The sequence below is a fragment of the Ramlibacter sp. G4-7 genome (genome assembly GCF_057784995.1).
Genome location: NZ_JBYNTT010000004.1, coordinates 149038 through 171958, shown reverse-complemented (window position 1 = coordinate 171958; position 22921 = coordinate 149038). Strand labels below are relative to the sequence as shown.

The window sequence follows — 22921 nt, the reverse complement described above, 5'->3', positions numbered from 1 at the left end:
ACCTCCTGTCCCCCGAGATTAAGCGTTCGCGCGCGTGCGGCCAAGCACCATCGCGCGCCGGTGCTACACCGTGCGGCGCACTTCCATCAGGCCGTTCTGCGTCACGTGTTCGTAGACCTTCGCATCGCGCAGCGCCATCTGCAGCAGGATCCTGGGGGCCTGCCACATCACCACGCGGTTGAGCAGCACGCCGAGGGCCACCAGGAGGGCGCCGGGCCAGGTCGCACCCGTGAGCGCGAGGGCGATGCCCACGCCGACCACGGGAACGACGACCACCATCAGCATCAGCCGTTGCGCCACGTAGCGGCGCGCCAGCTTGGGATCGACGACCACGCGCATGCGCCCGGCCGGCAGCCCGGCGCGGAAGTCCTCGTGCGCGACGTGCTCGGCGTATTCGCTTTCCGCCACGCTCACATGCCCATCACTTCGCCGAAGCGCTCGCTCTCCGCGCTTTGCTGCAGGGCCCACATCTCCGCGTAGCGGCCATTGCGCGCCAGCAGCGCCTGGTGGGTGCCGCGCTCGATGATGCGCCCGGCCTCCATCACCAGGATCTCGTGCGCGTCCACCACGGTGGACAGCCGGTGGGCGATCACCAGCGTGGTCTTGTTCTGCGCGGCGCTCTTGAGCTCGGCCTGGATGGCGCGTTCGTTGGCGCTGTCGAGGGCGGAGGTGGCCTCGTCGAAGATCAGGATGGGCGGGTTCTTCAGCAGGGTGCGTGCGATGGCCACGCGCTGCTTCTCGCCGCCGGACAGCTTGAGCCCCCGCTCGCCCACCATCGTGTCGTAACCCCTGGGCGTCGAGGCGATGAAGTCGTGGATGCGGGCCGCGCGCGCCGCCTCCTCCACTTCGGCGCGTGTCGCGCCCGGGCGGCCGTAGGCGATGTTGTATTCCACCGTGTCGTTGAACAGCACGGTGTCCTGCGGCACGATGCCGATGGCCTGCCGCACGCTGGCCTGCGTCACCTCGCGCACGTCCTGGCCGGCGATGGTGATGCGGCCATGCTGCACGTCGTAGAAGCGGTACAGGAGGCGGGCGAGCGTGGACTTGCCGGAGCCCGAGGGGCCGACGACGGCCACCGTCTTGCCCGCCGGAATCTCGAAGCTCACGTCGTGCAGGATGGTGCGCGCGGGCTCGTAGGCGAAGGTGACGTGGTCGAAACGGACGGTCCAGTCGGCGCCATGCAGCGCTTGCGCCCCCGCCCGGTCCGCCACCTCGCGCTCGCGCTCCATCAGCGTGAACATCTTGTCCAGGTCGGTCAGGCTCTGCTTGATCTCGCGGTACAGCACGCCCAGGAAGTTCAGCGGGATGTACAGCTGGATCATGTAGGCATTGATCATGACCAGGTCGCCCAGGGTCATGCGCCCGTCCACCACGCCCGTGGTGGCACGCCACAGCATGGCGACCAGGCCGATGGCGATGATCAGCTGCTGCCCGGTGTTCAGCATGGACAGCGTGGTCTGGGCCTTCAGGCGGGCGCGGCGCAGGCGCCGGAGGCTCTCGTCGTAGCGCCCCGCCTCGAATTCCTCGTTGTTGAAGTACTTGACGGTCTCGTAGTTCAGGAGCGAGTCCACCGCCTTGGTGTGGGCCGCCGAATCGAACTCGTTGGCCTCGCGCCGGTACTTGGTGCGCCACTCGGTGATGGTCACCGTGAAGAAGATGTACACCACCAGCGCCGCGATGGTGATCCACGCGAACCAGGCGTCGAACTTCACCGCCAGGATCGTCAGCACCATGGTCACCTCGATCAGGGTGGGCACGATGCTGTAGAGCGAGTACGAGATCAGCGACTCGATGCCGCGCACGCCGCGCTCGATGTCGCGTGTCATGCCGCCGGTCTGCCGTTCCAGGTGGAAGCGCAGCGACAGCGCGTGCAGGTGCCGGAAGGTCTCCAGCGCGATGCTGCGCGCCGCGCCCTGCGTGGCCTTGGAGAACACCAGGTCGCGCAGCTCGGTGAAAAGCGAGGTCGACAGGCGCAGCAGCCCGTAGGCGACCAGCAGCCCGACCGGCACGACCAGCAAGGCGGCGGGGTCGCCCGCCTTGACGTCCATGGCGTCGATCAGGTGCTTGAGCAGCCAGGGCACGCCCACGTTGGCCAGCTTGGCGCCGATCATGAAGGCCAGCGCGGCCAGCGCCCGCCACTTGTACTGCCAGAGGTAGGGGAACAGGCGCTTCAGCGTGCTCCAGTCCGAGCGCGGCTGCGCCTGGCCTTGGGGCTGAAGGGGGAGGGAGGAGGAACTGAGTTCGCCGCCGCGGCGCATGGGGGACAATCCGTTTTCGTATCTCCAACAGATTGTGCCCATGTCCGCCGATTCCAGTGCGCAGTACACCCCCACCCGGGCCGCGCCGCCCTCCGACAAGGAGCTGGTGCTGAAGGTGATCCCGATGCCGGCGGACACCAACGGCAACGGCGACATCTTCGGCGGCTGGGTGATGGCGCAGGTCGACCTGGCCGGCTCCGTGATGCCGGCGCGCGTCATCAGGGGCCGCATGGCGACCGTCGCCGTCAAGGAATTCGTCTTCAAGCAGCCCGTGCGGGTCGGCGACATCCTGAGCTTCTACTCGTCGGTCACCCGCATCGGGCGCACGTCGGTCACGGTGGACGTGGAGGTGTACGCGGAAAGCTTCCGCAACCAGGGCCAGTTCGTCAAGGTGACCGAGGCCTTGCTGACGTACGTGGCGATCGACGACCAGGGCAAGCCGAAGGAGATCGCGCGCTGAACCGCTGCGGCGCCGGTCGGCCGGCCCCCGATCCCGGGTCACGCCCGGGATAACGTGTGGCTCAGAACTTCCCGTGCCGCCCCTCGCCCCCCGCGAACCGGGCCGCCCCTTCCAGCGCGTCGGGGATCCGCGCCTTGCTGCGCTCCCACTCGGCGTGCAGCGCCTCGGGCAGCGTCTTGCCCCATTGCTCGTAGGCGTTCATCCGGTCCGCCCGCATGGTCTCCTGCGGGAACGCGCACAGCTGCTGCGCCAGCGCGATCGCCGCTGACCGTGCCTGCCCACGCGGCACCACGCGGTTGGCCAGGCCCATCTGCAAGGCCTCGGCCGCCTCGACCTTGCGGCCGGTGAGGATCAGGTCCATGGCATGGCCCATGCCCAAGAGGCGCGGCAGGCGGACCGTGCCGCCGTCGATCAGCGGCACGCCGAAGCGGCGGCAGTAGATGCCGAAGTAGGCGTCGTCCTCCAGCACCCGCAGGTCGCACCACAGCGCCAGCTCCATGCCGCCGGCGACCGCGGCGCCGCTGACCGCGGCGATCACCGGCTTGGAGAGCAGCAGGCGCGACGGCCCCATCGGCCCGGGCGCGCGCACCTGCGCGGGATCGAACTCCAGGTCCGCCAGCACGGCGGCGCCGCTTGCCGCCAGGCGCGCGCCGGCCTGCAGGTCCCAGCCGGCGCAGAAATGTCCGTTGGCCCCGTGGAACACGGCAACCCGCGCATCGGGGTCCTCGTCGAAGGCCAGGAAGGCTGCGTGAAGCCGCCGCGCGGTGTCGGCATCGACGGCATTGCGCACTTGCGGGCGGTCCAGCGTGACGACGGTCACGGCGCCCTGCTTTTCCACGTGGACGCTGCTGTTCATGGGCGCATTACACCGCAGCCCTCGCGAGTCCGCCAGGCGACATCCCCGGGCGAACCCTGTGCCGCGCGCCGCCGCTGACCGGTATAACGCCTTGCGCCACGAGAAGAAGAGGAAGCGCGTGCAATTCCTGCAACTGGTGATCAGCGGCATCGCCCAGGGCTGCATCTACGGGCTGATCGCGTTGGGCTTCGTCCTGATCTACAAGGCGACCGAAACCGTCAGCTTCGCCCAGGGCGAGCTCATGATGCTGGGCGCCTTCTTCGGCCTGGCCGCCATGACCCTCATGGGCTTTCCCTTCTGGCTCGCGGTGCCTTGCGCGATCGCGGGCATGGCCCTCTTCGGCGTGGTGCTGGAAACGGCCGTCATCCGTCCCATCCTGGGCCAGCCGGCCTTCTCCATCGTGATGCTCACCATCGGCATCGGCTACGTCGCCCGCGGCCTGATCACGATGATCCCCGGCATCGGCACCGAAACGCACACGCTGGCCGTGCCCTACAAGGACCAGGTCTGGAACGCGGCAGGCCTGGTGCTGAACGTGGAGCAGATGGTGGTGATCGCGGCCACCGCGCTGCTCTGCGCCCTGCTCTTTGCCGTCTTCCGCTACAGCAAGGTGGGCATCGCCATGCAGGCGGCCTCGCAGAACCAGCTGGCGGCCTACTACATGGGGATCCCCGTCAAGCGCCTGAACAGCATGGTGTGGGGCCTGGCCGCCGCGGTTGCCGCCGTGGCCGGCCTGCTGCTGGCGCCCATCACCTTCGTGCACGCCAACATGGGCTTCATCGGCCTGAAGGCCTTCCCCGCCGCGGTCGTCGGCGGCTTCGGCAGCCTGCCGGGCGCCATCGTCGGCGGGCTGATCATCGGCGTGGTGGAGTCGCTCTCGGGCTTCTACCTGCCGGAAGGCTTCAAGGACATCGCCGCCTACATCGTGGTGCTGGTGATGCTGGTCGTGCTGCCCAACGGCCTGTTCGGCGAGAAGTTGCGCAAGAAAGTCTGACCAGCGATGCGCTTCCTCTTCAAGACCGACTACGCGCAGGACATCCGGCTGGCCAAGCACGCCGGGCACGTGTTCTGGTACGGGCTGCTGCTGGCGCTGCTGCTGCTCGCGCCGCTGCTGCCGGAATACCTTCTCTCGCAGCTCACCTTCATCCTGATCTACGGCATCGTGGGCCTGGGCCTGATGCTGCTCGCCGGCTTCACCGGCCTGTTCTCCATCGGCCATGCGGCCTTCTTCGGGGTGGGCGCCTATGCGCAGGCGGTGCTCACCGGCATGGGCTGGCCCTTTCCCTTCGCGCTGGCGGTCGGGGCCGTGCTCTCCGCCGCCGTCGGCATCGTGGTGGGCCTGCCGGCGCTGCGCGTCAAGGGCATCTACCTCGGCATCGCGACCCTGTCCTTCGGCTTCATCGTCGAGGAGGTGTTCGCGCGCTGGGAGAGCGTCACCGGCGGCAATGCGGGCAAGACGGTGGGCTCGGCCAGGATGTTCGGCTGGACTGCGGACACCGGCACCTCCTACTACTACCTGTGCCTCGCGCTCGCGGTGATCGCCACCCTGGCCTGCCTGAACCTGCTGCGCTCGCCGACGGGCCGCGCCTTCGTCGCCATCCGCGATTCCGAGATTTCGGCGCAGAGCATGGGCATCCACCTGGCGCGCTACAAGACGCTCAGTTTCGCGCTCTCCGCTGCGCTGGCGGGCGTGGGCGGCGCGCTGTACGCGCACCAGATCCGCTTCCTGTCGCCGGACCAGTTCAACATCATCCAGTCCATCGACCTGCTGCTGATGGTCGTGATCGGCGGGCTGGGCTCGATCCACGGCGCCTTCCTGGGAGCGATCTTCCTGATCGGCCTGCCGCAGGGGATCAGCGCGGTGAAGGACTACCTGCCGGACAGCATCGGCCAGGCGCCCGGCCTCAAGGCGGTCGTGTACGGCGCGGTGCTGGTCGCCTTCGTGCTGTTCGAGCCGCTGGGCATCTACGGCCGCTGGCTGAAGGTGCGCACCTACCTGCAGCTGTTCCCGTTCTACCGCAAGGGCCTGTTCAAGCGCCAGAAGGCCTTCCAGAAATCGGACCGCCTGCGATGAACGACGTGCTCCTCTGCGCCAACAATCTCAGCGTTCGCTTCGGCGGCGTGCTGGCGGTCAATGACGTGAGCTTCGACGTGCGGCGCGGCGAGGTGTTCACCCTGATCGGGCCCAACGGCGCCGGCAAGACGACGGTCTTCAACCTGATCAGCCGCATCTACACGCCGACCACGGGCAGCATCGAATTCGAAGGCAAGCCGCTGACCTCGCAGCCGCCGCACCGCATCGCCTCGCTGGGCATCGCGCGCACCTTCCAGAACATCGAGCTGTTCGAGCACGCCTCGGTGCTGCACAACCTGCTGATCGGCCGCCACACGCACCGCCGCACCGGCGTGTTCGCCGACATGTTCTTCACGCCGAAGGCGCGCGCGGGGGAGATCGACGCACGCGAGAAGGTCGAACGGGTGATCGAGCTGCTGGACCTGCAGCATCACCGCGACTCGCTGGTGGCCGGCCTGCCCTACGGCGTGCGCAAGGTCGTGGAACTGGCCCGCGCCCTGTGCACGCAACCCAAGCTGCTGCTGCTCGACGAGCCCTCTTCCGGGCTGAACGTGGAGGAGACGGAGGACATGGCCTTCTGGATCCAGGACATCCAGCAGGAACTGGGCATCACCGTGCTGATGGTGGAGCACGACATGAGCCTGGTGTCCAAGGTGAGCGACCGCGTGCTGGCCATGAACCAGGGCGAGGTGCTGGCGCTGGGCACCCCGCGCGAGGTGCAGGAGCACCCCGGCGTGGTGGAGGCGTACCTCGGCTCGGCGGAAGACGTTTCCTCGTTGCGCCGGCTGCATGGAGCGGGTGCGCAATGAGTTCCAATCCGCCCGCGGTCAGCGACCTTCCGGTGCTCAAGCTCCTGAACGTGGAGAGCGCCTATGGCCCGATCAAGGCGATCCGCGGGGTGAGCCTGCAGGTGCGCCGCGGCGAGATCGCCACCGTGCTGGGGTCCAACGGCGCGGGCAAGTCGACGATCCTCAAGACCATCTCCGGCATCCTCGACCCGCGCAAGGGCAGCGTCGAGTTCAAGGGCGAGGACATCACCGCCCGCGACCCCGCGTACATCGTGCAGCAGGGCCTGTCGCACGTGCCGGAGGGGCGCGAGGTCTTTCCGCTCCTGTCCGTGCACGACAACCTGCTGATGGGCGCCTACACCCGCAAGGACCGCGACGGTATCGCCCGCGACATGGAGGCGGTGTACCGCTACTTCCCCATCCTGCAGGAGCGCGCCGCGCAGGACGCCGGCCTGCTCTCGGGCGGCCAGCAGCAGATGCTGGCGATCTCCCGTGCGCTGATGGCCTCGCCGGACCTGATCCTGCTGGACGAACCCAGCCTGGGCCTGTCGCCCAAGCTGACCAAGGAGATCTTCGAGATCGTGGTGCGCATCAACCGCGAGCGCGGCACGACGATCCTGCTGGTGGAGCAGAACGCCAACATGGCGCTGAACGCCGCCGACTACGGCTACGTGCTGGAGAACGGCCGCATCGTGATGGAAGACACCTGCGCCCGCCTGCGCGAAAAGGAAGACATCAAGGAGTTCTACCTGGGGATGAAGGAAGCGGGAGTGCGCGGGGAACGGCGATGGAAGAAGAAGAAAACGTGGCGCTGACTCTTCTCCTTTTCCTCCCACCTCCGGGGGATGGCGGGGGTGGGGCCGCTCGCGCGGTCCCTGGCGCCCCCATCCCGGCCTTCTCCCGGAGGGGCAAGGAGGAACCGCGATGAGACATCTCTGGAACCTCTCCGACATCCGGCCCGAGACACGTTCCGTGCTCGATGGCGACACCGTTCCCGCGATGTTCTGGAACGCCGTCGCGCAGCGCGGGCCCAAGGTCTGGATGCGGCAAAAGGAACTGGGCATCTGGCGCAGCTGGAGCTGGGACCAGACCGGCGATGCCGTGCGCGAAGTCGCCGGCGGCCTGCTCGCGCTGGGCTTCGCGCCGGGTGAAACCGCCTCCATCCTCTCCAACACCGTCATCGAATGGGTGCTGGCCGACCTCGCCGTGCTGTCCTGCGCCGGCGTGGCCAACGGCATCTATCCCACCGATGCCGCATCGCAGGTGCACTACCTGTGCGAGGACTCCGGCACCACCATCCTGTTCGTCGAGGACGACGAGCAGCTGGACAAGGCGCTGGAAGTCCGCGACCGGCTCCCGCGCCTGCGCAAAATCGTCGTCTTCGACATGGAAGGCCTGCGCGACCTGCGCGACCCCATGGTGACCAGCCTGGACGAACTGCGCCGCCTGGGCCGCGAACACAACGCGCAGCACCCCGACGCGGTGCAGCAGCGCGTGGCGCAGGTCAAGCCCGAAGACCTCGCGATCCTGGTCTACACCTCGGGCACCACCGGCAAGCCCAAGGGCGCCATGCACTCGCACGCGGGCCTGGTCTATACCGTGCGGGGCTACAACACGCTGATCGCACGCCATGAAGCGGACGAGTGCATGTGCTTCCTGCCCCTGTGCCACATCGCGGAGCGTCTGGGCGGCGAGTACTTCTCGCTCTACACCGGCGCCAAGCTCAATTTCGTCGAGAACCCCGAGACCGTTCCCGAGAACGTGCGCGAGATCGCGCCCACCGTTTTCACGGCGGTCCCGCGGGTGTGGGAGAAGTTCTATTCCGGCGTGATGATCGGCCTGAAGGAAGCAAGTGGCCTGCAGCAGGCCGCCTACGCCTGGGCGATCGGCGTGGGCACGCGCATCGCCGAGCGCGTACTGGCGGGGCAGCCCGTGCCCGCGGCACTGAAGCTGCAGTACCTGGCGGCCGACGCGCTGGTGCTTTCCAACGTGCGCAGGACCATGGGGATCGACCGGGCGCGCTTCCTCGTTACCGGCGCGGCGCCGATCTCGCCGGAGCTGGTCAAGTGGTACCTGGCCCTGGGCGTGCCCATGCTGGAGGTCTGGGGCATGACCGAGACCTGCGGCGCGGCCACCGGCATCCCCGCGGCGCGCATCAAGCCCGGTTCCATCGGGCCGGCGGCCAGCTACAACGAAGTGCGCATCGACGCGGCCACCGGCGAGATCCAGGTGAAGGGCCCCAACGTCTTCATGGGCTACCTCAACCAGCCCGAGAAGACCGCCGAGACCTTCACGCCCGACGGCTGGCTGCGCACGGGCGACGTGGGCGGCGTGGACACGGACGGCTTCTTCCGCATCACCGACCGCATGAAGGACATCATCATCACGGCGGGCGGCAAGAACGTCACGCCCAGCGAATTCGAGAACGAGCTGAAATTCTCGCCCTACATCACCGATGCCGTGGTGATCGGCGACCGCCGCCCTTACCTGAGCGCGATCGTGATGATCGACCAGGAGAACGTGGAGAAGTATGCCCAGGACCACGACGTGCCCTTCTCCAACTACGCCAGCCTCACGCGGGCGCCCCAGGTGCAGGCACTGATCCAGGCCGAGATCGACCGCGTGAACCGCAAGTTCGCGCGGGTCGAGCAGGTCAAGAAGTTCTTCCTGCTGGAGACGCAGCTGTCCGCCGAGGACGAGGAGCTGACGCCCACCATGAAGCTCAAACGCAAGCTGGTGCAGACCAAGTACGCGCCCCAGATCGAGGCGATGTATGCATGAGGAATGCCATCGCGGGCCGAGCCGCGATGACACGGAAACCGATTACTCACCAAGGAGACCCCCGATGCGATTGAAACCCACCCTGGCCCTGGCCGCCGTCCTCGCCACGCTGCCCGCCTTCGCGCAGCAGCAGGGCGTGAGCAAGGACCAGATCCTGATCGGCACGATCCAGGACCTGTCGGGTCCGCTGGCCGGCTACGGCAAGCAGGCGCGCAACGGCATGCAGCTGCGCATCGACGAACTGAACGAGCAGCAGGGCAGCGTCCACGGCCGCAAGCTCAAGCTCGTCGTCGAGGACGACGGCTACGACCCGAAGAAGGCGGTGCTGGCCGCGCAGAAGCTGGTCAACCAGGACAAGGTGTTCATCGTCGCCGGCCACCTGGGCACGGCGCAGAACATGGCCGCCATGCCGGTGCAGTTCGAGAAGAACGTCGTCAACTTCATGCCGATCACGGCGGCGCGCGAGATGTACGAGCCGCTGCACAAGCTGAAGTACTCCTTCGCCGCCACCTACTACGACCAGATCCGCCAGGCGCTGCCGAAGATGGTCAAGGAGCGCAACGTCAAGAAGGTCTGCACCATCTACCAGGACGACGACTTCGGCCTGGAGGTCCAGCGCGGCGCCGAGGCGGGCCTGAAGTCCATCGGCATGGAGGTGACGGAGAAGACCACGTACAAGCGCGGCGCGACCGACTTCTCCTCGCAGGTGGCAAAGATGAAGTCCTCCGGCTGCGAGCTGGTGGTGCTGGGCACCATCATCCGCGAGACCATCGGCACGATCGGCGAGTCGCGCAAGACCGGCTTCAACCCGATCTTCCTGGGCTCCAGCGCCGCCTACACCGACCTGATCCACAAGCTCGGTGGCAAGGCCATGGACGGCCTCTACGCCACGATGACCGTGCAGCATCCCTACCTGGACGAAGCCTCGCAGCCGATCCGCTTCTGGGCCAACAAGTACAAGACCAAGTTCAACGAGGACCCGACGGTCTTCTCGGTCTACGGCTACACCATCATCGACCAGTTCATCCAGGCCGCCCAGAAGGCCGGCCCCAACCTCACGACCGACAGCTTCGTGAAGGCGATGGACAGCATCAGCTTCGAGCCCGACATGTTCGGCGGCCCCAAGTCCACCTATACGTCCACCAAGCGCCTGGGCAACGAGATCTCGCGCCTGTCGCAGATCAAGGACGGCAAGTGGGTGGTGGTGGGCGACTACGCGAAGTAAGCCGCCCCCAAGGAAGAGCAGGCCGCCTCCGGGCGGCCTTTTTCATGGAAATCCCCAGCCCGCCCCGGGCCCCGCCGGAGAAGAATCCGAATACGAAGGTTCTCGCGAAGGAGCCGGCCATGCAGCGCAAAGCCATCCTGGTCCTCGTCCTGCTGGTGCTCGCCGCCACCGCGGTGGCTGCCCAGACCGGCACGCAGGGCGTGACGAAGAACGAGATCGTCCTGGGCAGCATCCAGGACCTGTCGGGGCCGATCGCCGCCTTCGGCAAGCAGGCGCGCATGGGACTGCAGCTGCGCGCCGACGAGATCAACGAGCAGGGCGGCATCCACGGCCGCAAGATCCGGCTGCTGGTGGAGGATTCCGGCTACGACCCCAAGCGCGCGGTGCTCGCCGCGCAGAAGCTGGTGAACCAGGACCACGTCTTCGCCATGGTGGCGCACATCGGCACGGCGCAGAACATGGCGGCCATGCCGGTCCAGTTCGACAAGAACGTCATCAACTACATGCCGCTCACGGCCGCGCGCGAGATGTACGAGCCCTTCCACCGGCTCAAGTTCGCCTTCCTCTCCTCCTACTACGACCAGATCCGCGCCGCGCTGCCGACGCTGGTCAGGGACAAGGGCGTGAAGAAGGTCTGCGCGCTGTACCAGGACGACGAGTTCGGGCTGGAGGTGCTGCGCGGCGCCGAGGCGGGGCTGAAGTCCATGAAGATGGAGCTCGCCGAGAAGACCACGTACAAGCGCGGCGCCACCGACTTCTCCTCGCAGGTCGCGAAGATGAAGTCCTCCGGCTGCGAGCTGGTGGTGCTGGGCACGATCATCCGCGAGACCATAGGCACGATCGGCGAGGCCCGCAAGACCGGCTACAACCCCGTGTTCCTGGGCTCGGCCGCCGCGTACACCGACCTGATCCACAAGCTGGGCGGCAAGGCCATGGACGGCTTCTACGCCACCCACACCACCGCCCACCCGTACCTCGACGAAGCCTCGCAGCCCATGCGCTTCTGGGCGAACAAGTACAAGACGAAGTTCAACGAGGACCCGACGGTGTTCTCGGCCTATGCCTACAACATCATGGACGCGTTCATCGCCGCTGCGCAGAAGGCCGGGCCCACCTTGACCACCGACAGCTTCATCCAGGCCATGGACACCCTGGTGATCAAGCCCGACATCTTCGGCAGCCCGGAGGCGGCTTTCGGGCCGCGCAAGCGGCTGGGCAGCGACCTGTCGCGGCTGTCGCAGATCCAGGACGGCCGCTGGAAGGTAGTCTCCGATTACGTGCGGCCCGAACCTACGCCCTGACCCGCCAAGGCCCCGACACAGGCCGCCCCCGAGGCGGCTTGTTTGTTGGTACGCTCGATTGGATGAGTACGCCCAACCCGCTCAAGAACCCGGACGTCGAGTCGAAGGCCTTGCTGTTCCTGGTGGTGGCGGCCTCGGCGCTGTTCGCACTCATCCTCTGGCCCTTCTTCGGCGCCGTCTGCTGGGCGGTGTTCATCGCCATCGTGTTCTGGCCGATGCACCAGCACTTGCTGCAAGGCAGCCACCACCGCCCCAACATGGCCGCCCTGGCCTCCCTCACGGTCATCCTGCTGATCGTGATCCTGCCATTCACCATGCTCACCGCGTCCATCACGCAGGAAGCGTCGGTGGTCGTGGAGAAGATGCGCTCGGGCGAAATCCAGGTGTCCACCTACTTCCAGCGCGCGGTGCAGGCGCTGCCCGAGTGGGCGCGCAACATGCTCAATCGCTTCGGCATCGCGGACTTCTCGCTGCTGCAGCAGAAGGTCATGGCCATCGTGGGCAGCAGCGGCCAGGCGCTCACCTCGCGCGTGGTGGGCATCGGGCAGGTGACGCTGGACTTCATCGTCGCCTTCTTCGTGATGCTGTACGTGCTGTTCTTCCTCTTCCGCGACGGGGAGCGGCTCTCGGAGTCCATCGCGCGCTCCATTCCATTGCACCCGCAGCACACGCGCCGGCTGCTCACGCAGTTCGCGACGGTGGTGCGCGCGACGGTGAAGGGCAACATCGTCGTGGCCCTGATCCAGGGTGCCCTGGGCGCGCTGGCGTTCTGGGTGCTGGGCCTGACGGGCGCGGTACTGTGGGGCGCTGTGATGGCCCTGCTCTCGCTGCTGCCCGCCGTCGGCGCCGCGATGGTGTGGGGGCCCGTGGCTGCCTACTTCTTCTTCACGGGCGCGGTCATCAAGGGCTTCGGGCTGGTGCTGTGGGGCACGCTGGTAATCGGGCTGGTCGACAACTTCCTGCGTCCGGTGCTGGTGGGCAAGGACACGCGCATGCCGGACTACCTGGTGCTGGTCGCCACGCTGGGCGGCATCGTGGTGTTCGGCCTCAACGGCTTCGTCATCGGCCCGGTGATCGCCGCGGTGTTCCTGGTCAGCTGGGAGATGCTCGCCTCGGTGCGCCAGCAGCCGATCACGCCCGGCGGAAGCTAGCCTCCTGCCGCTCCTGCGGCCGCCAGGCGCAGGCGCCGCCGCACGCGCCGTCCGCCACATGGCTACCATCGGCTCCGACCTTCACGAGAGCCAGGAGACACCCATGCAAAGACGAGACTTCATCGCGGCCGCGCTCGCGGCCACCGCCTCCACTGCCTTCGCGCAGGGGGCAAGCGCCTATCCCGCCAAGCCGGTGCGCTTCGTGGTGCCCTTCCCGCCCGGCGGCGGCACCGACACCACCTCGCGCATGATCGCGGAGAAGTTCAGCACCCTGCTGGGCTGGACAATGGTCGTCGACAACAAGCCGGGTGCCGGCGGCAACATCGGCCTGGACTTCGTGGCCAAGGCGCCCGCGGACGGCTACACGATCGGCATGGGCCAGGCGTCCAACCTCGCGGTCAATCCGTCCCTGTACGCGAAGATGCCCTTCGACCCGCTGAAGGACCTCACGCCCATCGTCTCGGTGGCGGAGCAGCCGGTCGTGCTGGTCGTGCGCGCGGACTCGCCGCTGAAGACGCTGGGCGACTTCGTGCAGGCCGCCAAGGCGCGCCCGGGCAAGGTCGGCATCGCGCAGGCCGGCAACGGCACCATCGGCCACCTCGCGGGCGAACTGCTGGAGCGCCGCGCCGGCATCGAAGTGCTGCAGGTTCCGTACAAGGGCGCGGGCCCCGCCATGACCGACCTGCTGGGCGGGCAGGTCGAGACCTACTTCGGCAACTCCGTGTCGGTCATGGGCCAGCTGGCCGCGGGCAAGATCCGCGCGCTGGCCGTGAGCTCGGGCCGCCGCATCTCCGCGCTGCCCAACGTGCCCACCGTGGCCGAGCAAGGCTACGCCGGCTTCGACGCGACCACGTGGCTGGGCCTGGTCGGCCCCGCGGGCATGCCGGCCGACGTGGTTGCGCGCATCAATGCGGAGACCGTGAAGATCCTGGCGCGCCCCGACGTGAAGGACAAGCTGGTGCAGGAAGGCAGCGAGCCCACGCCGGGCACGCCGCAACAGTTCGCCGCGCACATCCGGGCCGAGCACGCGAAATGGGGTACGCTGATCCGCGAGGCCAACATCCGCATCGAGTGAGGCCCGCCACGCCGTACCAGGAGACAACATGAAGACCTTCGCAATGCACGCCGCGCTGGGCCTCGCCTGCGCCCTCCCCCTCGCAGCTTCCGCCCAGGCACCGGCCTGGCCGGCCAAGCCCATCACCCTGGTGGTGGGCAGCGCGCCCGGCGGCTCCAACGACACCTTCGCCCGCGCGATCGGCAAGAAGCTGTCCGAATCCCTGGGCCAGCCGGTGGTGGTGGACAACAAGCCGGCCGGCGGCGGCGTGCTCGCCAATGCCTTCGTCGCCAAGGCGCCGCCCGACGGCTACAACCTGGTGGTGCTGTCGTCCACGTTCACGACCGGCGCGGCGATCCGCACCAACCTGCAGTACGACGCCGTCAAGAGCTTCAAGCCGGTGGCGATGCTGGGCAAGGGACCGATGCTGATCACGGTGGCCAACGAGTCGCCGTACAAGACCATCGGTGAACTCGTCGCGGCCGCCAAGGCCAACCCGGGCAAGCTGAACTACGGCACCTCGGGCGCCGGCAGCATCAACCACTTCGCCACCGAGCTGTTCACGGATGCCGCCAACATCCGGATGACGCACGTTCCCTACAAGGGCATGGGCCCCGCCACCAACGACCTGCTGGGCGGCCAGATCCAGGTGCTGGTGGCCAGTGCGCCCTCCATCCTCGGTCAGGTGAAGGGCGGCCGCGTGCGCGCGCTGGCGGTGACCTCCGCGACGCGCTCGCCGGTGGCGCCGGAGCTGCCCTCGCTGGAGCAGTCCGGCTACAAGGGCAGCGCCAGCGAACTGTGGTGGGGCGTGCTCGCGCCCGCCGGCACGCCGCAACCCATCGTCGACCGCCTCAACAGCGAGATCAACAAGATCATCCTGTCCGCGGACATGAAGGAGTTCTTCCTGAAGGAAGGCGCCGAACCCGCGTCGATGAAGCCCGCCGAGTTCGAGGCCTTCATCGCGGCCGAGATCGAGCGCTGGAAGCAGGTGGCCAAGGCCGCCGACATCAAGCCGGAATGAGCGTGGCGCGGGCCGTGGGCACTGCAGGACGCGGCCCGTTATCCTGCGGGACATGAGAAGCAAGCTGTTCGTCCCCGGATCGCGGCCGGAACTGTTCGCGAAGGCCCTGGCCGGCGAGGCCGATGCGATCTCCATCGACCTGGAAGATGCGGTCGCCGAGGAGCGCAAGGAAGAAGCGCGCACCACGGTGCGCGACTGGCTGCGCGGCGGCCCTGCCATGCACGGCAAGCTGATGGTGCTGCGCGTCAACGCCATGGACACGCCGCACTTCGAGGCCGACCTCGCCGCCGTGGTGCAGCCGGGCGTGCACATCCTGAACCTGCCGAAGCCGCAGTCCGCCGGGGACGTGCGGGCGGCGAGCGAGGCGATCCGCCGCGCCGAGCGCGCCAACGGGGTGGCGCAACCCGTCCGCCTGCTGCTGAACATCGAGACGCCGCGCGCCCTGCGCGACGCGGCGGCCATCGCGTCCGCCGACCCGCGCGTCATGGGACTGCAGGTCGGCCTGGGCGACCTGTTCGAGCCGCTGGGCATCCACCGCCGGGAGACGTCGGCCGTGCAGCAGGTGCTGTTCGCGGTGCGGCTTGCGGCCGGTGAAGCGGGTGTCGATGCGTACGACGGCGCGTTCGCCGACGTGCGCGACACCGACGGCTACCTGGCCGAGGCCCGTTTCGCGCGGCGCCTGGGCTACGCCGGCAAGACCTGCATCCATCCGAGCCAGGTGGTGCTGGCCAACGAGGCCTTCCGCCCCAGCGACGAGGAGATCGCGCACGCGCACCGGGTGACGCAGGCTGCCGAGGAAGCGGATGCCGCGGGCGTGGGGGCCTTCCTGGTCGACGGCCGCATGATCGACCGGCCCTTCCTGCAGCGCGCCCGTGCCATCGTCGCCGCCGCCCGCCGCCTCGGCCTGCTGCCGGACGCCTGAACCCCAACGGAGCCGCGCATGACCGCACCCGCCACCGGACCGCTCGCCGGCATCCGCGTCCTCGACCTCAGTGCCTACATCGCGGGGCCGTACGGCTGCGCGCTGCTGGCAGACCTGGGCGCCGAGGTGATCAAGATCGAACCGCCCGCCGGCGACAACCTGCGCAAGTACCCCTCGACGCTGGCCGCGGAAAGCCGCGCCTTCCTGGGCGTCAACCGCAGCAAGCGCGGCGTCGTGCTGGACCTGAAGCAGCCGGACGACCTGCAGCGCCTGCTCGCCCTGGTGCGGGGCGCCGACGTGCTGGTGCACAACTTCCGGCCGGAAGTGCCGGGCCGCCTGGGCATTGGCTACGAGCAACTGCGCGCGGTGAATCCGCGCCTGGTGTACTGCGCGGTCACCGGCTACGGCGAGACCGGGCCGCTGCGCGAGAAGGCCGGCTACGACCAGGTGCTGCAGACGATGACCGGCATGGCGGCCCTGCAAGGACCGGCCGGGGGGCCGCCCGGCATCTTGTATGGATCGGTCGTCGACTACTACGCCGCCTCCCTGGTCGCGGGCGGGGTGTCCGCGGCCTTGTACGAACGCGAGAAGAGCGGCGACGGGCAGTACGTCGGCGTGTCGCTGTTGCGCTCCGCGCTCGCGATGCAGTCCGCACGCCTGGTCTGGGCCGGCAGCGAGCCGCGCGACGTCGGCGGCCGCGACATGCGCTCCGGCGGCATCACGGGCATCCACCCCACGCGGGAAGGCTGGCTGTACATCTCGGCCAACACGCCGCACTTCTGGCAGGCCCTGTGCGCGAAGACCGGCCTGCAGGACCTGCTGGTGGAGCGCTACGACAGCGTGCGCAAGCGCGCCCAGCACGCGCAGGAGATCGTGCCCCGGCTGCACGCGGCGCTGGCCGCCCGCAGCGCGCTGGAGTGGGAAGCCCTGTTCGGCGAGGAAGTGCCTTGCGCCGCTGCGCGCGAGGTGGAGGACATGTTCGACTTCCCGCAGGTTCAGTCCGAAGAGATGCTCACGGACTTCGAGCATCCCACCGTGGGAAGCTACCGGGGCTTCGCCGCGGCCTGGAAGTTCGGGCGCACGCCGCCGCCGCAGCCGTTCGCGGCGCCGGCACTGGACCAGCACGGGGAAGAAGTGCGGCGCGAAGCCGACGAGGAACGCGCCAGGCGTTGACGGGTTGGGTTGCGGCCCCGCGCAGTCTCCCGCGTCACTTCTTCGGTTTGCCGGGACGCTCGTACTTGCGCCAGTACTGGAACTCCTCCTCGTGCACTTCGAGGTCCAGCTCGCTCAGGCGGGCCTGCAGGCGCTCCTGCACGTCGAGCACGGCCTTGTTGTAGATGGCCGGCCCCACCTCCGCCAGGAAGAAGCCGAGCAGTCCGCCGGCGGCGACATTGCCGATCGGCTCCTCCATGTTCTCGCGGAAGTAGCGCTCGATGGAGGAGATGGCTTGCGCGCGTGCTTCCCTGCCCAGTTCGATCGTCATGGTGCGATGTCGTCCCCGATGTAGACCCGGGCGCCGCGCCAGCCGTCCACCACCATGGCGGACGCCGGCTTGCCCCGCCGCGAGAAAGTGAAGCTGGTGGAGCAGAACAGGCCGGAGCCACGGACGGTGGCCAATTCCGCCGGCGTCAGCAATTGCGCCAGGCGCTCCCTGCCATAGCTCCACAACATGCATTCATTGGTGATCCAGAGTCCGGCGCAGAAGCCCACGAAGGTGAGGACGGCGGACCCGAGCGCGGCGGACAGCCGGGATTGCCGCAGGTTCTTCCGGGCGTGGAGATAGACGGGCGCGCCGACCACCGCGGCAGAGGCGGCGAGGACCAGGAGCAGCAGGGCGAGGATCTGTGCCATCAGCGTCGCCCCGGCCCGGTACGGGTCACCGACAGGAAGCACCCGGCGATCGGCACGCGCGCTCGCTCAGTTGCGTTCAAAGCCATGCCCCTGGAACAGTTGCTCGCCCTGCTCGGCCGACGGGCCGGAATACGCGATGAGGCGAAGCGAATCCGGCGTCGGCCCGAGCGTGAACACGAACGAGCGCACGCGGCGGGCGTTCCAGACGCACTCCTTCTTCCCGACGACATCGACCTGCCACTTGGATTCGCTTTGGTCCCGGATGACGAGCTGCACGCCGGCGCATGTCCTGCGCGCGTCCAGCACACCCGGCTTGATCGTGAAATGATCGCCACCACAGCTCGACTCCAGGTTGCGGCCACATGCAACGGGCAACTTGGTCCAGGTGCCCGCGAGCGGCCCCCAAGCCATGGGCTCGGCGTGAACACCGGCGCTGCCGCAGAGAGCGAAGGCGGCAACGGCGGCTCTCCATCCGACGGAGTCGACGGAGCGCCCGTCTCGATGGCGAGCCTGGACGCCACCTCCCGCAATCCCGCGGCGCAGGCCACTCTGCTGGCGATCGGACATGCTACTTTCCCAGCTCCTGTGCAAGCCCGATGAGGACGCCTTCGGGCCCGCGGATGTAGCAGAGGCGGTACGCGTCCTGGTACCGGACCACTTCACCCACGAGCTTCGCGCCCCGCTTGCCGAGCCGCGCGAGCGTGTCGTCGATGTCCTCCACGGCGAACATGATGCGGAGATAACCGAGCGCATTCACCGGAGCGCTGCGGTGATCGGCGACCACGGGAGGCGCGAGGAACCGCGAGATCTCGATCCGGCCGTGGCCGTCCGGCGTGCGCATCATGGCGATCTCGACACGCATGTTCGCCAGTGCGGTGACGCCCTCGGCCCAGCTTCCTTCGATCGGGGCGCGCCCCTCGAGCTCGAGGCCGAGCTCCGTGAAGAACGCGATGGCCGCATCGAGGTTCTCCACCACGATGCCCACGTTGTCGATGCGCTTGACGGTCACGATGCTCCCTTCGCCGGCTGACGTTGCAGGTGCACGGCGGACACCCTCACACGTTGCCCCCGCGCCCCGCCAATGATGCCAGGCAGGCGAGCTGCCATTGGAATTCCGGCCCGAACGACTCGCGGTCGGCAACCGCGCCATAGCCGCCCTGCCCGTAGACCATGGCGTAGGCCGCATAGTCCGCCGCCTGCAGCGCCTTGCCGGCCAACGCATTCGCCACTGCATAGCTGGCCGAAACCGCGGCGTGGCCACAGCCGTCGATGGACTTCGAGCCTTGGTGCTGGTTCGCGAGCACGTTGGCGCGTTGGGCGTCGGCGGCGAGGCGGGATCGGTCGACCGAGCCGCGCAGGAACTCGCCGAGTGCGAGCAGGCATTCAGCCACAGCTGGGTCCTCGAGCAGACGCTTGACACGCATCGCGCATGCGTACCCGAACTCCAGCCGCAGGCGCTCGTTCCCGGGGTCGTCCAGCCGAAGCTCGCCAGCGAGGCGTTCGAGGGCCTGGTTCATCGCGCTACGCGGTTCAAGGCCGCCGGGTCTCGGTTGTCGAACGATGTGTCCGGCCTCACCATGGAGCTCGCGGATCAGCTCTCGGGGTCATACCCGAATTCGCGGAGTTCCTGCGAGCAGCGGCAGGCCTTGGCGATCCTCGCGGCCCACTCGATGGCGGCGTCTCGCGACGGCAGCTCCAACACGCAGAAGCCGCCGTTGAACTCCTTGGTCTGCGGGTAGGTCCCGCTTGTAACAGCCCCGTCCGCAGCGACCATCAGCGGCGCGACGCCTTCGTTGATCCCCCCACCGAACACGTAGGCGCCGGCTCGCTTCGCCTCGCGTATGACCGCGCGCGCCGCTTCGCCGACTTCGCCCAAGTCTTCTTGCGGGATGTCCATCGCCGGTGCGGGGAAAGAGATCAAGTATTTCGTCATGGCTAGTCCTCTGGCGGCACGCTTCGCCACTGGATCGAACGCACCGTTCGTCAACGCAGCAGCTTCGCCAGGTTGCCTGCCGCCGCAGCGGCCGAGCGATGCACCCGCTCGCGGGTGGCCGCCACGCCCGGATCGTCGCGGAGTGCCTCGATGCCGGCGAGCGGGTTGAGCCGCGTCTCCTTCGCCCACTTCGCGAGCGCACGGTGCGCGCCGCGCGCCTGTCCGTGGGCGAGGCTGGCCAGGAAGGACACGAGGTAGTCCTTGTCCGTGTCCCAGTTCTGGATGGGCGGACAGAGGCGGTTCTTCTCTTCGTCGCCTTCGACGGTGGCCTCGACGACCCCGAGGGTCGCGAACTGCAAGCACGCGAAGCTCCATTGGAAAGGCTGCAGCGTCACGCGACCCGGCTCGAACATCGGCCGCAGTGGCCGGCGCGGCAGGGCCTGCGCGGCGCAATGCACGTAAACCGTGCCGGGCAGCGCGGGCACGCGGCCCCCGTCCAGCACGATCTCGTCGTGGGTGATCCTGCGCACATGGCCCAGGCGCACGACGTCCTCGATGCGGCGCACCAGCGCGATCTCGTCCTCGCTGATCACCGCGCCGCGGAACATCGTCGGTTGCTCGGCGCGATCCACTCTCAGGAAGAACGCTTCGGCTTCCAGGCGCGCGAAGAGTTCGGGCATCGACCGCGCCTGCGCCATGGCCTCGAGCTGGATGGGGATGCTGCGGTACAGGTCCGGCAGCAAGGTGCCGGGCTGCTGGAAACGGCGGTTGATCCACCAGCCCTCGCGCGGCTTGATCCAGCGCAGCGCTGCGGCAGGCACGCCCTGCTCGAGCAACCACACGCACGCGTCGAGGGCGGTCTTGCCGGCGCCGATGATGGCGAAGCGCTCGGCGCGCTCGGGCAAGGCGGCGATGCCGCCCGCCGGCACGCACCGCACACCGTCTGCCACCGCGAAGGGCGGCGGACTCGTTGCGGGAACGGTGCCTTCGAGGTACGTGGTGTCGACCACCTTGCGCCGCACACGGACGTTCCATGCCTTGTGCGCCAGCCTCGACGCAAGACGGTTCTCGCCCACGAACTCGCAGTTCGGAAAGTAGCGCACGCGGCCACTGGGGAGGAAATGCCGCTGCATGACCTCCGCGTAATACGCGCGGATCTCGTCCGGCCCCGCGCGCTCGTAGCAGCCGGCGTTGCTGCCGGTCTCGTCGATCCTGTCGTGCCCGAGCGGCACCGAGCTCACGCCGTAGAAGGCCGAGGGCTGGTGCAGCCGGACGTAGGGATAGGCGTCCAGCCAGTGCCCGCCCGGCGCGTGGCGCCGGTCGACGATGGTGACCGTGGCGTCCGAGTGCGAGAGCAGTGCGTCGGTGAAAGCCATGCCTCCCGCGCCGGCGCCGACGACGAGGTAGTCCGTGTCGATGGGTTCGGGGTGGAGTGCCATGCTGGGTCCTGTTGCCGGCGGGACCGTGATCTTGGCGCGGGCGAAGGGGGAGGGCAAGTCGCTCGTCCATGCGATCAGCTAGCCCGCGTCCGGGTCGAGCCGAAAGCGATGGCTCGAGGCGCACGGTCCGGATGACGGCGCTAGGCGTCGCCTGAGGTCCCAGGCTGCACCGGCCCCAGGGGCAGTTCCTTGAACCGAGGAAGATCGTCCGTGATCTCGTGCCATGGCGCCTTCCAGGCCACGTAGACATGGCAGATGGGACGATTGATCGGGTCATCGTCGAGCACGCCTAGAGCGAGACCGAGCACCCCAGGGTTCTGGTCGAACCTGCTCACAAGGTTGGAGCCACAGACTGAGCAGAAGCCCCTGTGCGTCCCCCGGGAAGACTCGAAATAGCGGACCAGTTCACTGCCCCTGGTCCAGCGAAACTCGGACGCCCTTGACCTTGCCCCGAGCCCGGAAGGCTGACCCGTGAGCCTTGCGGCACATGGCGCAGTGGCAGTACAGCAGATCGATGACCTTGCCGTCGATCTCAAATGCCACACCTTGGCAGAGACAGCTTCCGCGAAGCACGGCTCCTCCTTATGAGTCTATCGTCGGCTGCGCGGCGCAAATGCCGCTGCGTGTGCGCGTCGAACGACCTTTAGACCGCCTGGTCATCGATGAGCTCCAATAGGTCGATTGCGCTCTTTGCTCGTGCATCGTCTCCGATCGCCAGCATGGCGATGTGTCCGCGCATGGAGTGGATGAATGCCTTCAGCGAATCTTGAACAGATCCTCCAAGGTACGTCTCATACCCTTCTTGGGGGGCGAATGAGCCACCAAGATCTATCAGAGCTTCAAGGGTGGCGCGCTGCGCCCATGGTTCTCCACTTAGGAGAAGCTGCTCGATTTCAGGCAGGACACCCAATACGACCGGATAGAACGTACCCGCGTGGTTGTCGCCCATTGCCCAGAGAAAAGCGTCGTATGCATCAATCGCCGACGGTTCATCGCTGGCGCTCCAAAGCCCATCGAGCGCGGCCTCCACGGTGCCCGAGTCATTGGACTCCGGCTGGGGGAAGTGATCGAGATCGAGTGGCCTCATGGCTGTTGACGCGGTCTAACGTTGGAATTGCCCGGCACACAGCGGCATTGCGCCGAGAGACGTATGCCCCCGCCTCTAGCAGTGCCGGCAATGCCACGCCGACCTGAGCCGCAATGCGGAACAGCGTCGCTGCGACCGTCGAAAAATCCCGGCCACTTCAGCGTAGCCCTAAGCAGGTAAGCCCGTGGCCTACGCATCTTCGCTCATTTCCCCAAGGCCCGCCAAGTCGATCGCCTGAGGCAAGCCGGCGGGCCGATGCTGCAATGGATGAGTTGGTGGCGGAAACCGCCCGCCACGGTTCCTCGCTTGTTCTCTCCATGTCCACCCTCCTTTGCTGCATTGCGGCCGTCGGTCTGCATGTCGCTTCGCACCATTCGCGTCCTGGCTACAACAACAGCAACCCGGGGGTCTACGTCAAGACCACCGAGGGCTATACCGCCGGAACCTACTACAACTCGGAACGGCGCCAGAGCTTCTACCTCGGACGCACCTTTGAGGCGCAGCTGGCGCCCTGGCTTTCCGCCGGCGTCACCGTGGGCGCCATCACCGGCTACCGGGCGAACCCGGTGCTGCCGATGGCGATCCCCAGCGTACGGATTCCGCTCGCCGGCGATGTGTCCGCCCGGATCGCCTACGTGCCGCCGATCGAGAAGAAGGGGGTCTCCACGGTGCACTTCGCGCTGGAGTTCGCGCTCTAGGCCGGCACTGTCCTTCGGCAGA

Annotated in this window: 26 protein-coding genes and 1 pseudogene; 14 read left to right on the top strand and 13 right to left on the bottom strand. The window is 67.9% G+C overall.

Features of this window, described 5'->3' with window-relative positions; translation table 11 throughout:
- Window positions 1-63: 63 nt before the first annotated feature.
- Window positions 64-408, bottom strand: a complete 345-nt coding sequence (locus tag AC3EGR_RS07520; protein ID WP_488545830.1) for a hypothetical protein — start codon at window positions 406-408, stop codon at window positions 64-66.
- A gap of 2 nt (window positions 409-410) precedes the next feature.
- Entirely contained in the window at window positions 411-2258 is a 1848-nt protein-coding gene (locus AC3EGR_RS07515) for an ABCB family ABC transporter ATP-binding protein/permease (RefSeq protein WP_488545964.1), read from the bottom strand.
- 40 nt (window positions 2259-2298) lie between these two features.
- On the opposite strand from AC3EGR_RS07515, the gene AC3EGR_RS07510 reads away from it, so the two are divergent.
- A complete protein-coding gene (locus AC3EGR_RS07510; RefSeq protein ID WP_488545829.1) occupies window positions 2299-2718 on the top strand; it encodes an acyl-CoA thioesterase in 420 nt (139 codons plus the stop codon).
- Between the two features lie 61 nt (window positions 2719-2779).
- Here the strand turns inward: AC3EGR_RS07510 and AC3EGR_RS07505 are convergent, their stop codons facing one another.
- Entirely contained in the window at window positions 2780-3574 is a 795-nt protein-coding gene (locus AC3EGR_RS07505; RefSeq protein WP_488545828.1) for a crotonase/enoyl-CoA hydratase family protein, read from the bottom strand.
- Between the two features lie 118 nt (window positions 3575-3692).
- Between AC3EGR_RS07505 and AC3EGR_RS07500 the strand changes: the two genes are divergently transcribed.
- The 12 genes from AC3EGR_RS07500 (at window position 3693) to AC3EGR_RS07445 (ending at window position 17064) form a co-directional block, all read left to right on the top strand.
- Window positions 3693-4568, top strand: a complete 876-nt coding sequence (locus tag AC3EGR_RS07500; protein WP_488545827.1) for a branched-chain amino acid ABC transporter permease — start codon at window positions 3693-3695, stop codon at window positions 4566-4568.
- A gap of 6 nt (window positions 4569-4574) precedes the next feature.
- The gene (locus AC3EGR_RS07495; protein WP_488545826.1) at window positions 4575-5648 is read left to right on the top strand and encodes a branched-chain amino acid ABC transporter permease; all 1074 of its coding nucleotides are present in this window, start codon (window positions 4575-4577) and stop codon (window positions 5646-5648) included.
- Window positions 5645-6457: an ABC transporter ATP-binding protein gene (locus AC3EGR_RS07490; RefSeq protein WP_488545825.1), complete on the top strand. Its 813-nt coding sequence runs from the start codon at window positions 5645-5647 to the stop codon at window positions 6455-6457. The genes AC3EGR_RS07495 and AC3EGR_RS07490 overlap by 4 nt, the downstream gene beginning before the upstream one ends.
- Window positions 6454-7251: an ABC transporter ATP-binding protein gene (locus AC3EGR_RS07485; protein ID WP_488545824.1), complete on the top strand. Its 798-nt coding sequence runs from the start codon at window positions 6454-6456 to the stop codon at window positions 7249-7251. The genes AC3EGR_RS07490 and AC3EGR_RS07485 overlap by 4 nt, the downstream gene beginning before the upstream one ends.
- Before the next feature lie 109 nt (window positions 7252-7360).
- Window positions 7361-9217, top strand: a complete 1857-nt coding sequence (locus AC3EGR_RS07480; protein WP_488545823.1) for an AMP-dependent synthetase/ligase — start codon at window positions 7361-7363, stop codon at window positions 9215-9217.
- 64 nt (window positions 9218-9281) lie between these two features.
- The gene (locus tag AC3EGR_RS07475; RefSeq protein ID WP_488545822.1) at window positions 9282-10442 is read left to right on the top strand and encodes an ABC transporter substrate-binding protein; all 1161 of its coding nucleotides are present in this window, start codon (window positions 9282-9284) and stop codon (window positions 10440-10442) included.
- Window positions 10443-10561: 119 nt separating this feature from the next.
- Complete coding sequence (locus AC3EGR_RS07470; RefSeq protein ID WP_488545821.1) at window positions 10562-11743, top strand: ABC transporter substrate-binding protein; 1182 nt, start codon at window positions 10562-10564, stop codon at window positions 11741-11743.
- A gap of 62 nt (window positions 11744-11805) precedes the next feature.
- Window positions 11806-12894, top strand: coding sequence for an AI-2E family transporter (locus AC3EGR_RS07465; protein ID WP_488545820.1), 1089 nt, complete (start codon window positions 11806-11808; stop codon window positions 12892-12894).
- A 103-nt stretch (window positions 12895-12997) separates the two neighbouring features.
- The gene (locus AC3EGR_RS07460) at window positions 12998-13969 is read left to right on the top strand and encodes a Bug family tripartite tricarboxylate transporter substrate binding protein (protein ID WP_488545819.1); all 972 of its coding nucleotides are present in this window, start codon (window positions 12998-13000) and stop codon (window positions 13967-13969) included.
- Window positions 13970-13997: 28 nt separating this feature from the next.
- The gene (locus AC3EGR_RS07455; protein ID WP_488545818.1) at window positions 13998-14969 is read left to right on the top strand and encodes a Bug family tripartite tricarboxylate transporter substrate binding protein; all 972 of its coding nucleotides are present in this window, start codon (window positions 13998-14000) and stop codon (window positions 14967-14969) included.
- A gap of 52 nt (window positions 14970-15021) precedes the next feature.
- A complete protein-coding gene (locus AC3EGR_RS07450) occupies window positions 15022-15891 on the top strand; it encodes an HpcH/HpaI aldolase/citrate lyase family protein (RefSeq protein WP_488545817.1) in 870 nt (289 codons plus the stop codon).
- Between the two features lie 18 nt (window positions 15892-15909).
- Window positions 15910-17064, top strand: coding sequence for a CaiB/BaiF CoA transferase family protein (locus tag AC3EGR_RS07445; protein ID WP_488545816.1), 1155 nt, complete (start codon window positions 15910-15912; stop codon window positions 17062-17064).
- Between the two features lie 34 nt (window positions 17065-17098).
- Here the strand turns inward: AC3EGR_RS07445 and AC3EGR_RS07440 are convergent, their stop codons facing one another.
- The 10 genes and pseudogenes from AC3EGR_RS07440 to AC3EGR_RS07395 all read right to left on the bottom strand — a co-directional run bounded on the left by AC3EGR_RS07440 (window position 17099) and on the right by AC3EGR_RS07395 (window position 22201).
- Window positions 17099-17374 (bottom strand): DUF2164 domain-containing protein, encoded by a 276-nt coding sequence (locus tag AC3EGR_RS07440; RefSeq protein WP_488545815.1) that lies wholly within the window; start codon window positions 17372-17374, stop codon window positions 17099-17101.
- The gene (locus AC3EGR_RS07435) at window positions 17371-17742 is read right to left on the bottom strand and encodes a hypothetical protein (protein WP_488545814.1); all 372 of its coding nucleotides are present in this window, start codon (window positions 17740-17742) and stop codon (window positions 17371-17373) included. Before AC3EGR_RS07435 ends, AC3EGR_RS07440 begins: the two co-directional genes overlap by 4 nt.
- A gap of 66 nt (window positions 17743-17808) precedes the next feature.
- On the bottom strand, window positions 17809-18309 hold the full coding sequence (locus AC3EGR_RS07430) for a hypothetical protein (RefSeq protein WP_488545813.1): 501 nt from the start codon (window positions 18307-18309) through the stop codon (window positions 17809-17811).
- A 1-nt stretch (window position 18310) separates the two neighbouring features.
- A complete protein-coding gene (locus AC3EGR_RS07425; RefSeq protein WP_488545812.1) occupies window positions 18311-18751 on the bottom strand; it encodes a VOC family protein in 441 nt (146 codons plus the stop codon).
- 46 nt (window positions 18752-18797) lie between these two features.
- Window positions 18798-19259 (bottom strand): hypothetical protein, encoded by a 462-nt coding sequence (locus AC3EGR_RS07420; protein WP_488545811.1) that lies wholly within the window; start codon window positions 19257-19259, stop codon window positions 18798-18800.
- Window positions 19260-19333: 74 nt separating this feature from the next.
- A complete protein-coding gene (locus tag AC3EGR_RS07415) occupies window positions 19334-19675 on the bottom strand; it encodes a YciI family protein (protein WP_488545810.1) in 342 nt (113 codons plus the stop codon).
- Between the two features lie 50 nt (window positions 19676-19725).
- Complete coding sequence (locus tag AC3EGR_RS07410; protein ID WP_488545809.1) at window positions 19726-21114, bottom strand: NAD(P)-binding protein; 1389 nt, start codon at window positions 21112-21114, stop codon at window positions 19726-19728.
- A 140-nt stretch (window positions 21115-21254) separates the two neighbouring features.
- Window positions 21255-21626: a GFA family protein gene (locus AC3EGR_RS07405; protein WP_488545963.1), complete on the bottom strand. Its 372-nt coding sequence runs from the start codon at window positions 21624-21626 to the stop codon at window positions 21255-21257.
- Window positions 21583-21687 (bottom strand): annotated as a pseudogene (locus AC3EGR_RS07400) (GFA family protein); the annotation flags it as partial. The pseudogene AC3EGR_RS07400 and the gene AC3EGR_RS07405, both read right to left, overlap by 44 nt.
- 70 nt (window positions 21688-21757) lie before the next feature.
- Complete coding sequence (locus AC3EGR_RS07395; protein ID WP_488545808.1) at window positions 21758-22201, bottom strand: hypothetical protein; 444 nt, start codon at window positions 22199-22201, stop codon at window positions 21758-21760.
- Between the two features lie 317 nt (window positions 22202-22518).
- Between AC3EGR_RS07395 and AC3EGR_RS07390 the strand changes: the two genes are divergently transcribed.
- Window positions 22519-22899 (top strand): hypothetical protein, encoded by a 381-nt coding sequence (locus AC3EGR_RS07390; RefSeq protein WP_488545807.1) that lies wholly within the window; start codon window positions 22519-22521, stop codon window positions 22897-22899.
- The last annotated feature ends 22 nt before the right edge of the window (window positions 22900-22921 follow it).

What these genes read in the sequence shown, in the direction of transcription:
- AC3EGR_RS07430 (WP_488545813.1), bottom strand. Translation starts at nt 18,309, where the DNA reads ATGTCCGATCGCCAGCAGAGTGGCCTGCGCCGCGGGATTGCGGGAGGT.
- AC3EGR_RS07485 (WP_488545824.1), top strand. Translation starts at nt 6,454, where the DNA reads ATGAGTTCCAATCCGCCCGCGGTCAGCGACCTTCCGGTGCTCAAGCTC.
- AC3EGR_RS07445 (WP_488545816.1), top strand. Translation starts at nt 15,910, where the DNA reads ATGACCGCACCCGCCACCGGACCGCTCGCCGGCATCCGCGTCCTCGAC.
- AC3EGR_RS07390 (WP_488545807.1), top strand. Translation starts at nt 22,519, where the DNA reads ATGTCCACCCTCCTTTGCTGCATTGCGGCCGTCGGTCTGCATGTCGCT.
- AC3EGR_RS07420 (WP_488545811.1), bottom strand. Translation starts at nt 19,259, where the DNA reads ATGAACCAGGCCCTCGAACGCCTCGCTGGCGAGCTTCGGCTGGACGAC.
- AC3EGR_RS07440 (WP_488545815.1), bottom strand. Translation starts at nt 17,374, where the DNA reads ATGACGATCGAACTGGGCAGGGAAGCACGCGCGCAAGCCATCTCCTCC.
- AC3EGR_RS07510 (WP_488545829.1), top strand. Translation starts at nt 2,299, where the DNA reads ATGTCCGCCGATTCCAGTGCGCAGTACACCCCCACCCGGGCCGCGCCG.
- AC3EGR_RS07465 (WP_488545820.1), top strand. Translation starts at nt 11,806, where the DNA reads ATGAGTACGCCCAACCCGCTCAAGAACCCGGACGTCGAGTCGAAGGCC.
- AC3EGR_RS07435 (WP_488545814.1), bottom strand. Translation starts at nt 17,742, where the DNA reads ATGGCACAGATCCTCGCCCTGCTGCTCCTGGTCCTCGCCGCCTCTGCC.
- AC3EGR_RS07505 (WP_488545828.1), bottom strand. Translation starts at nt 3,574, where the DNA reads ATGAACAGCAGCGTCCACGTGGAAAAGCAGGGCGCCGTGACCGTCGTC.
- AC3EGR_RS07455 (WP_488545818.1), top strand. Translation starts at nt 13,998, where the DNA reads ATGAAGACCTTCGCAATGCACGCCGCGCTGGGCCTCGCCTGCGCCCTC.
- AC3EGR_RS07495 (WP_488545826.1), top strand. Translation starts at nt 4,575, where the DNA reads ATGCGCTTCCTCTTCAAGACCGACTACGCGCAGGACATCCGGCTGGCC.
- AC3EGR_RS07490 (WP_488545825.1), top strand. Translation starts at nt 5,645, where the DNA reads ATGAACGACGTGCTCCTCTGCGCCAACAATCTCAGCGTTCGCTTCGGC.
- AC3EGR_RS07415 (WP_488545810.1), bottom strand. Translation starts at nt 19,675, where the DNA reads ATGACGAAATACTTGATCTCTTTCCCCGCACCGGCGATGGACATCCCG.
- AC3EGR_RS07480 (WP_488545823.1), top strand. Translation starts at nt 7,361, where the DNA reads ATGAGACATCTCTGGAACCTCTCCGACATCCGGCCCGAGACACGTTCC.
- AC3EGR_RS07460 (WP_488545819.1), top strand. Translation starts at nt 12,998, where the DNA reads ATGCAAAGACGAGACTTCATCGCGGCCGCGCTCGCGGCCACCGCCTCC.
- AC3EGR_RS07515 (WP_488545964.1), bottom strand. Translation starts at nt 2,258, where the DNA reads ATGCGCCGCGGCGGCGAACTCAGTTCCTCCTCCCTCCCCCTTCAGCCC.
- AC3EGR_RS07475 (WP_488545822.1), top strand. Translation starts at nt 9,282, where the DNA reads ATGCGATTGAAACCCACCCTGGCCCTGGCCGCCGTCCTCGCCACGCTG.
- AC3EGR_RS07410 (WP_488545809.1), bottom strand. Translation starts at nt 21,114, where the DNA reads ATGGCACTCCACCCCGAACCCATCGACACGGACTACCTCGTCGTCGGC.
- AC3EGR_RS07395 (WP_488545808.1), bottom strand. Translation starts at nt 22,201, where the DNA reads ATGAGGCCACTCGATCTCGATCACTTCCCCCAGCCGGAGTCCAATGAC.
- AC3EGR_RS07450 (WP_488545817.1), top strand. Translation starts at nt 15,022, where the DNA reads ATGAGAAGCAAGCTGTTCGTCCCCGGATCGCGGCCGGAACTGTTCGCG.
- AC3EGR_RS07470 (WP_488545821.1), top strand. Translation starts at nt 10,562, where the DNA reads ATGCAGCGCAAAGCCATCCTGGTCCTCGTCCTGCTGGTGCTCGCCGCC.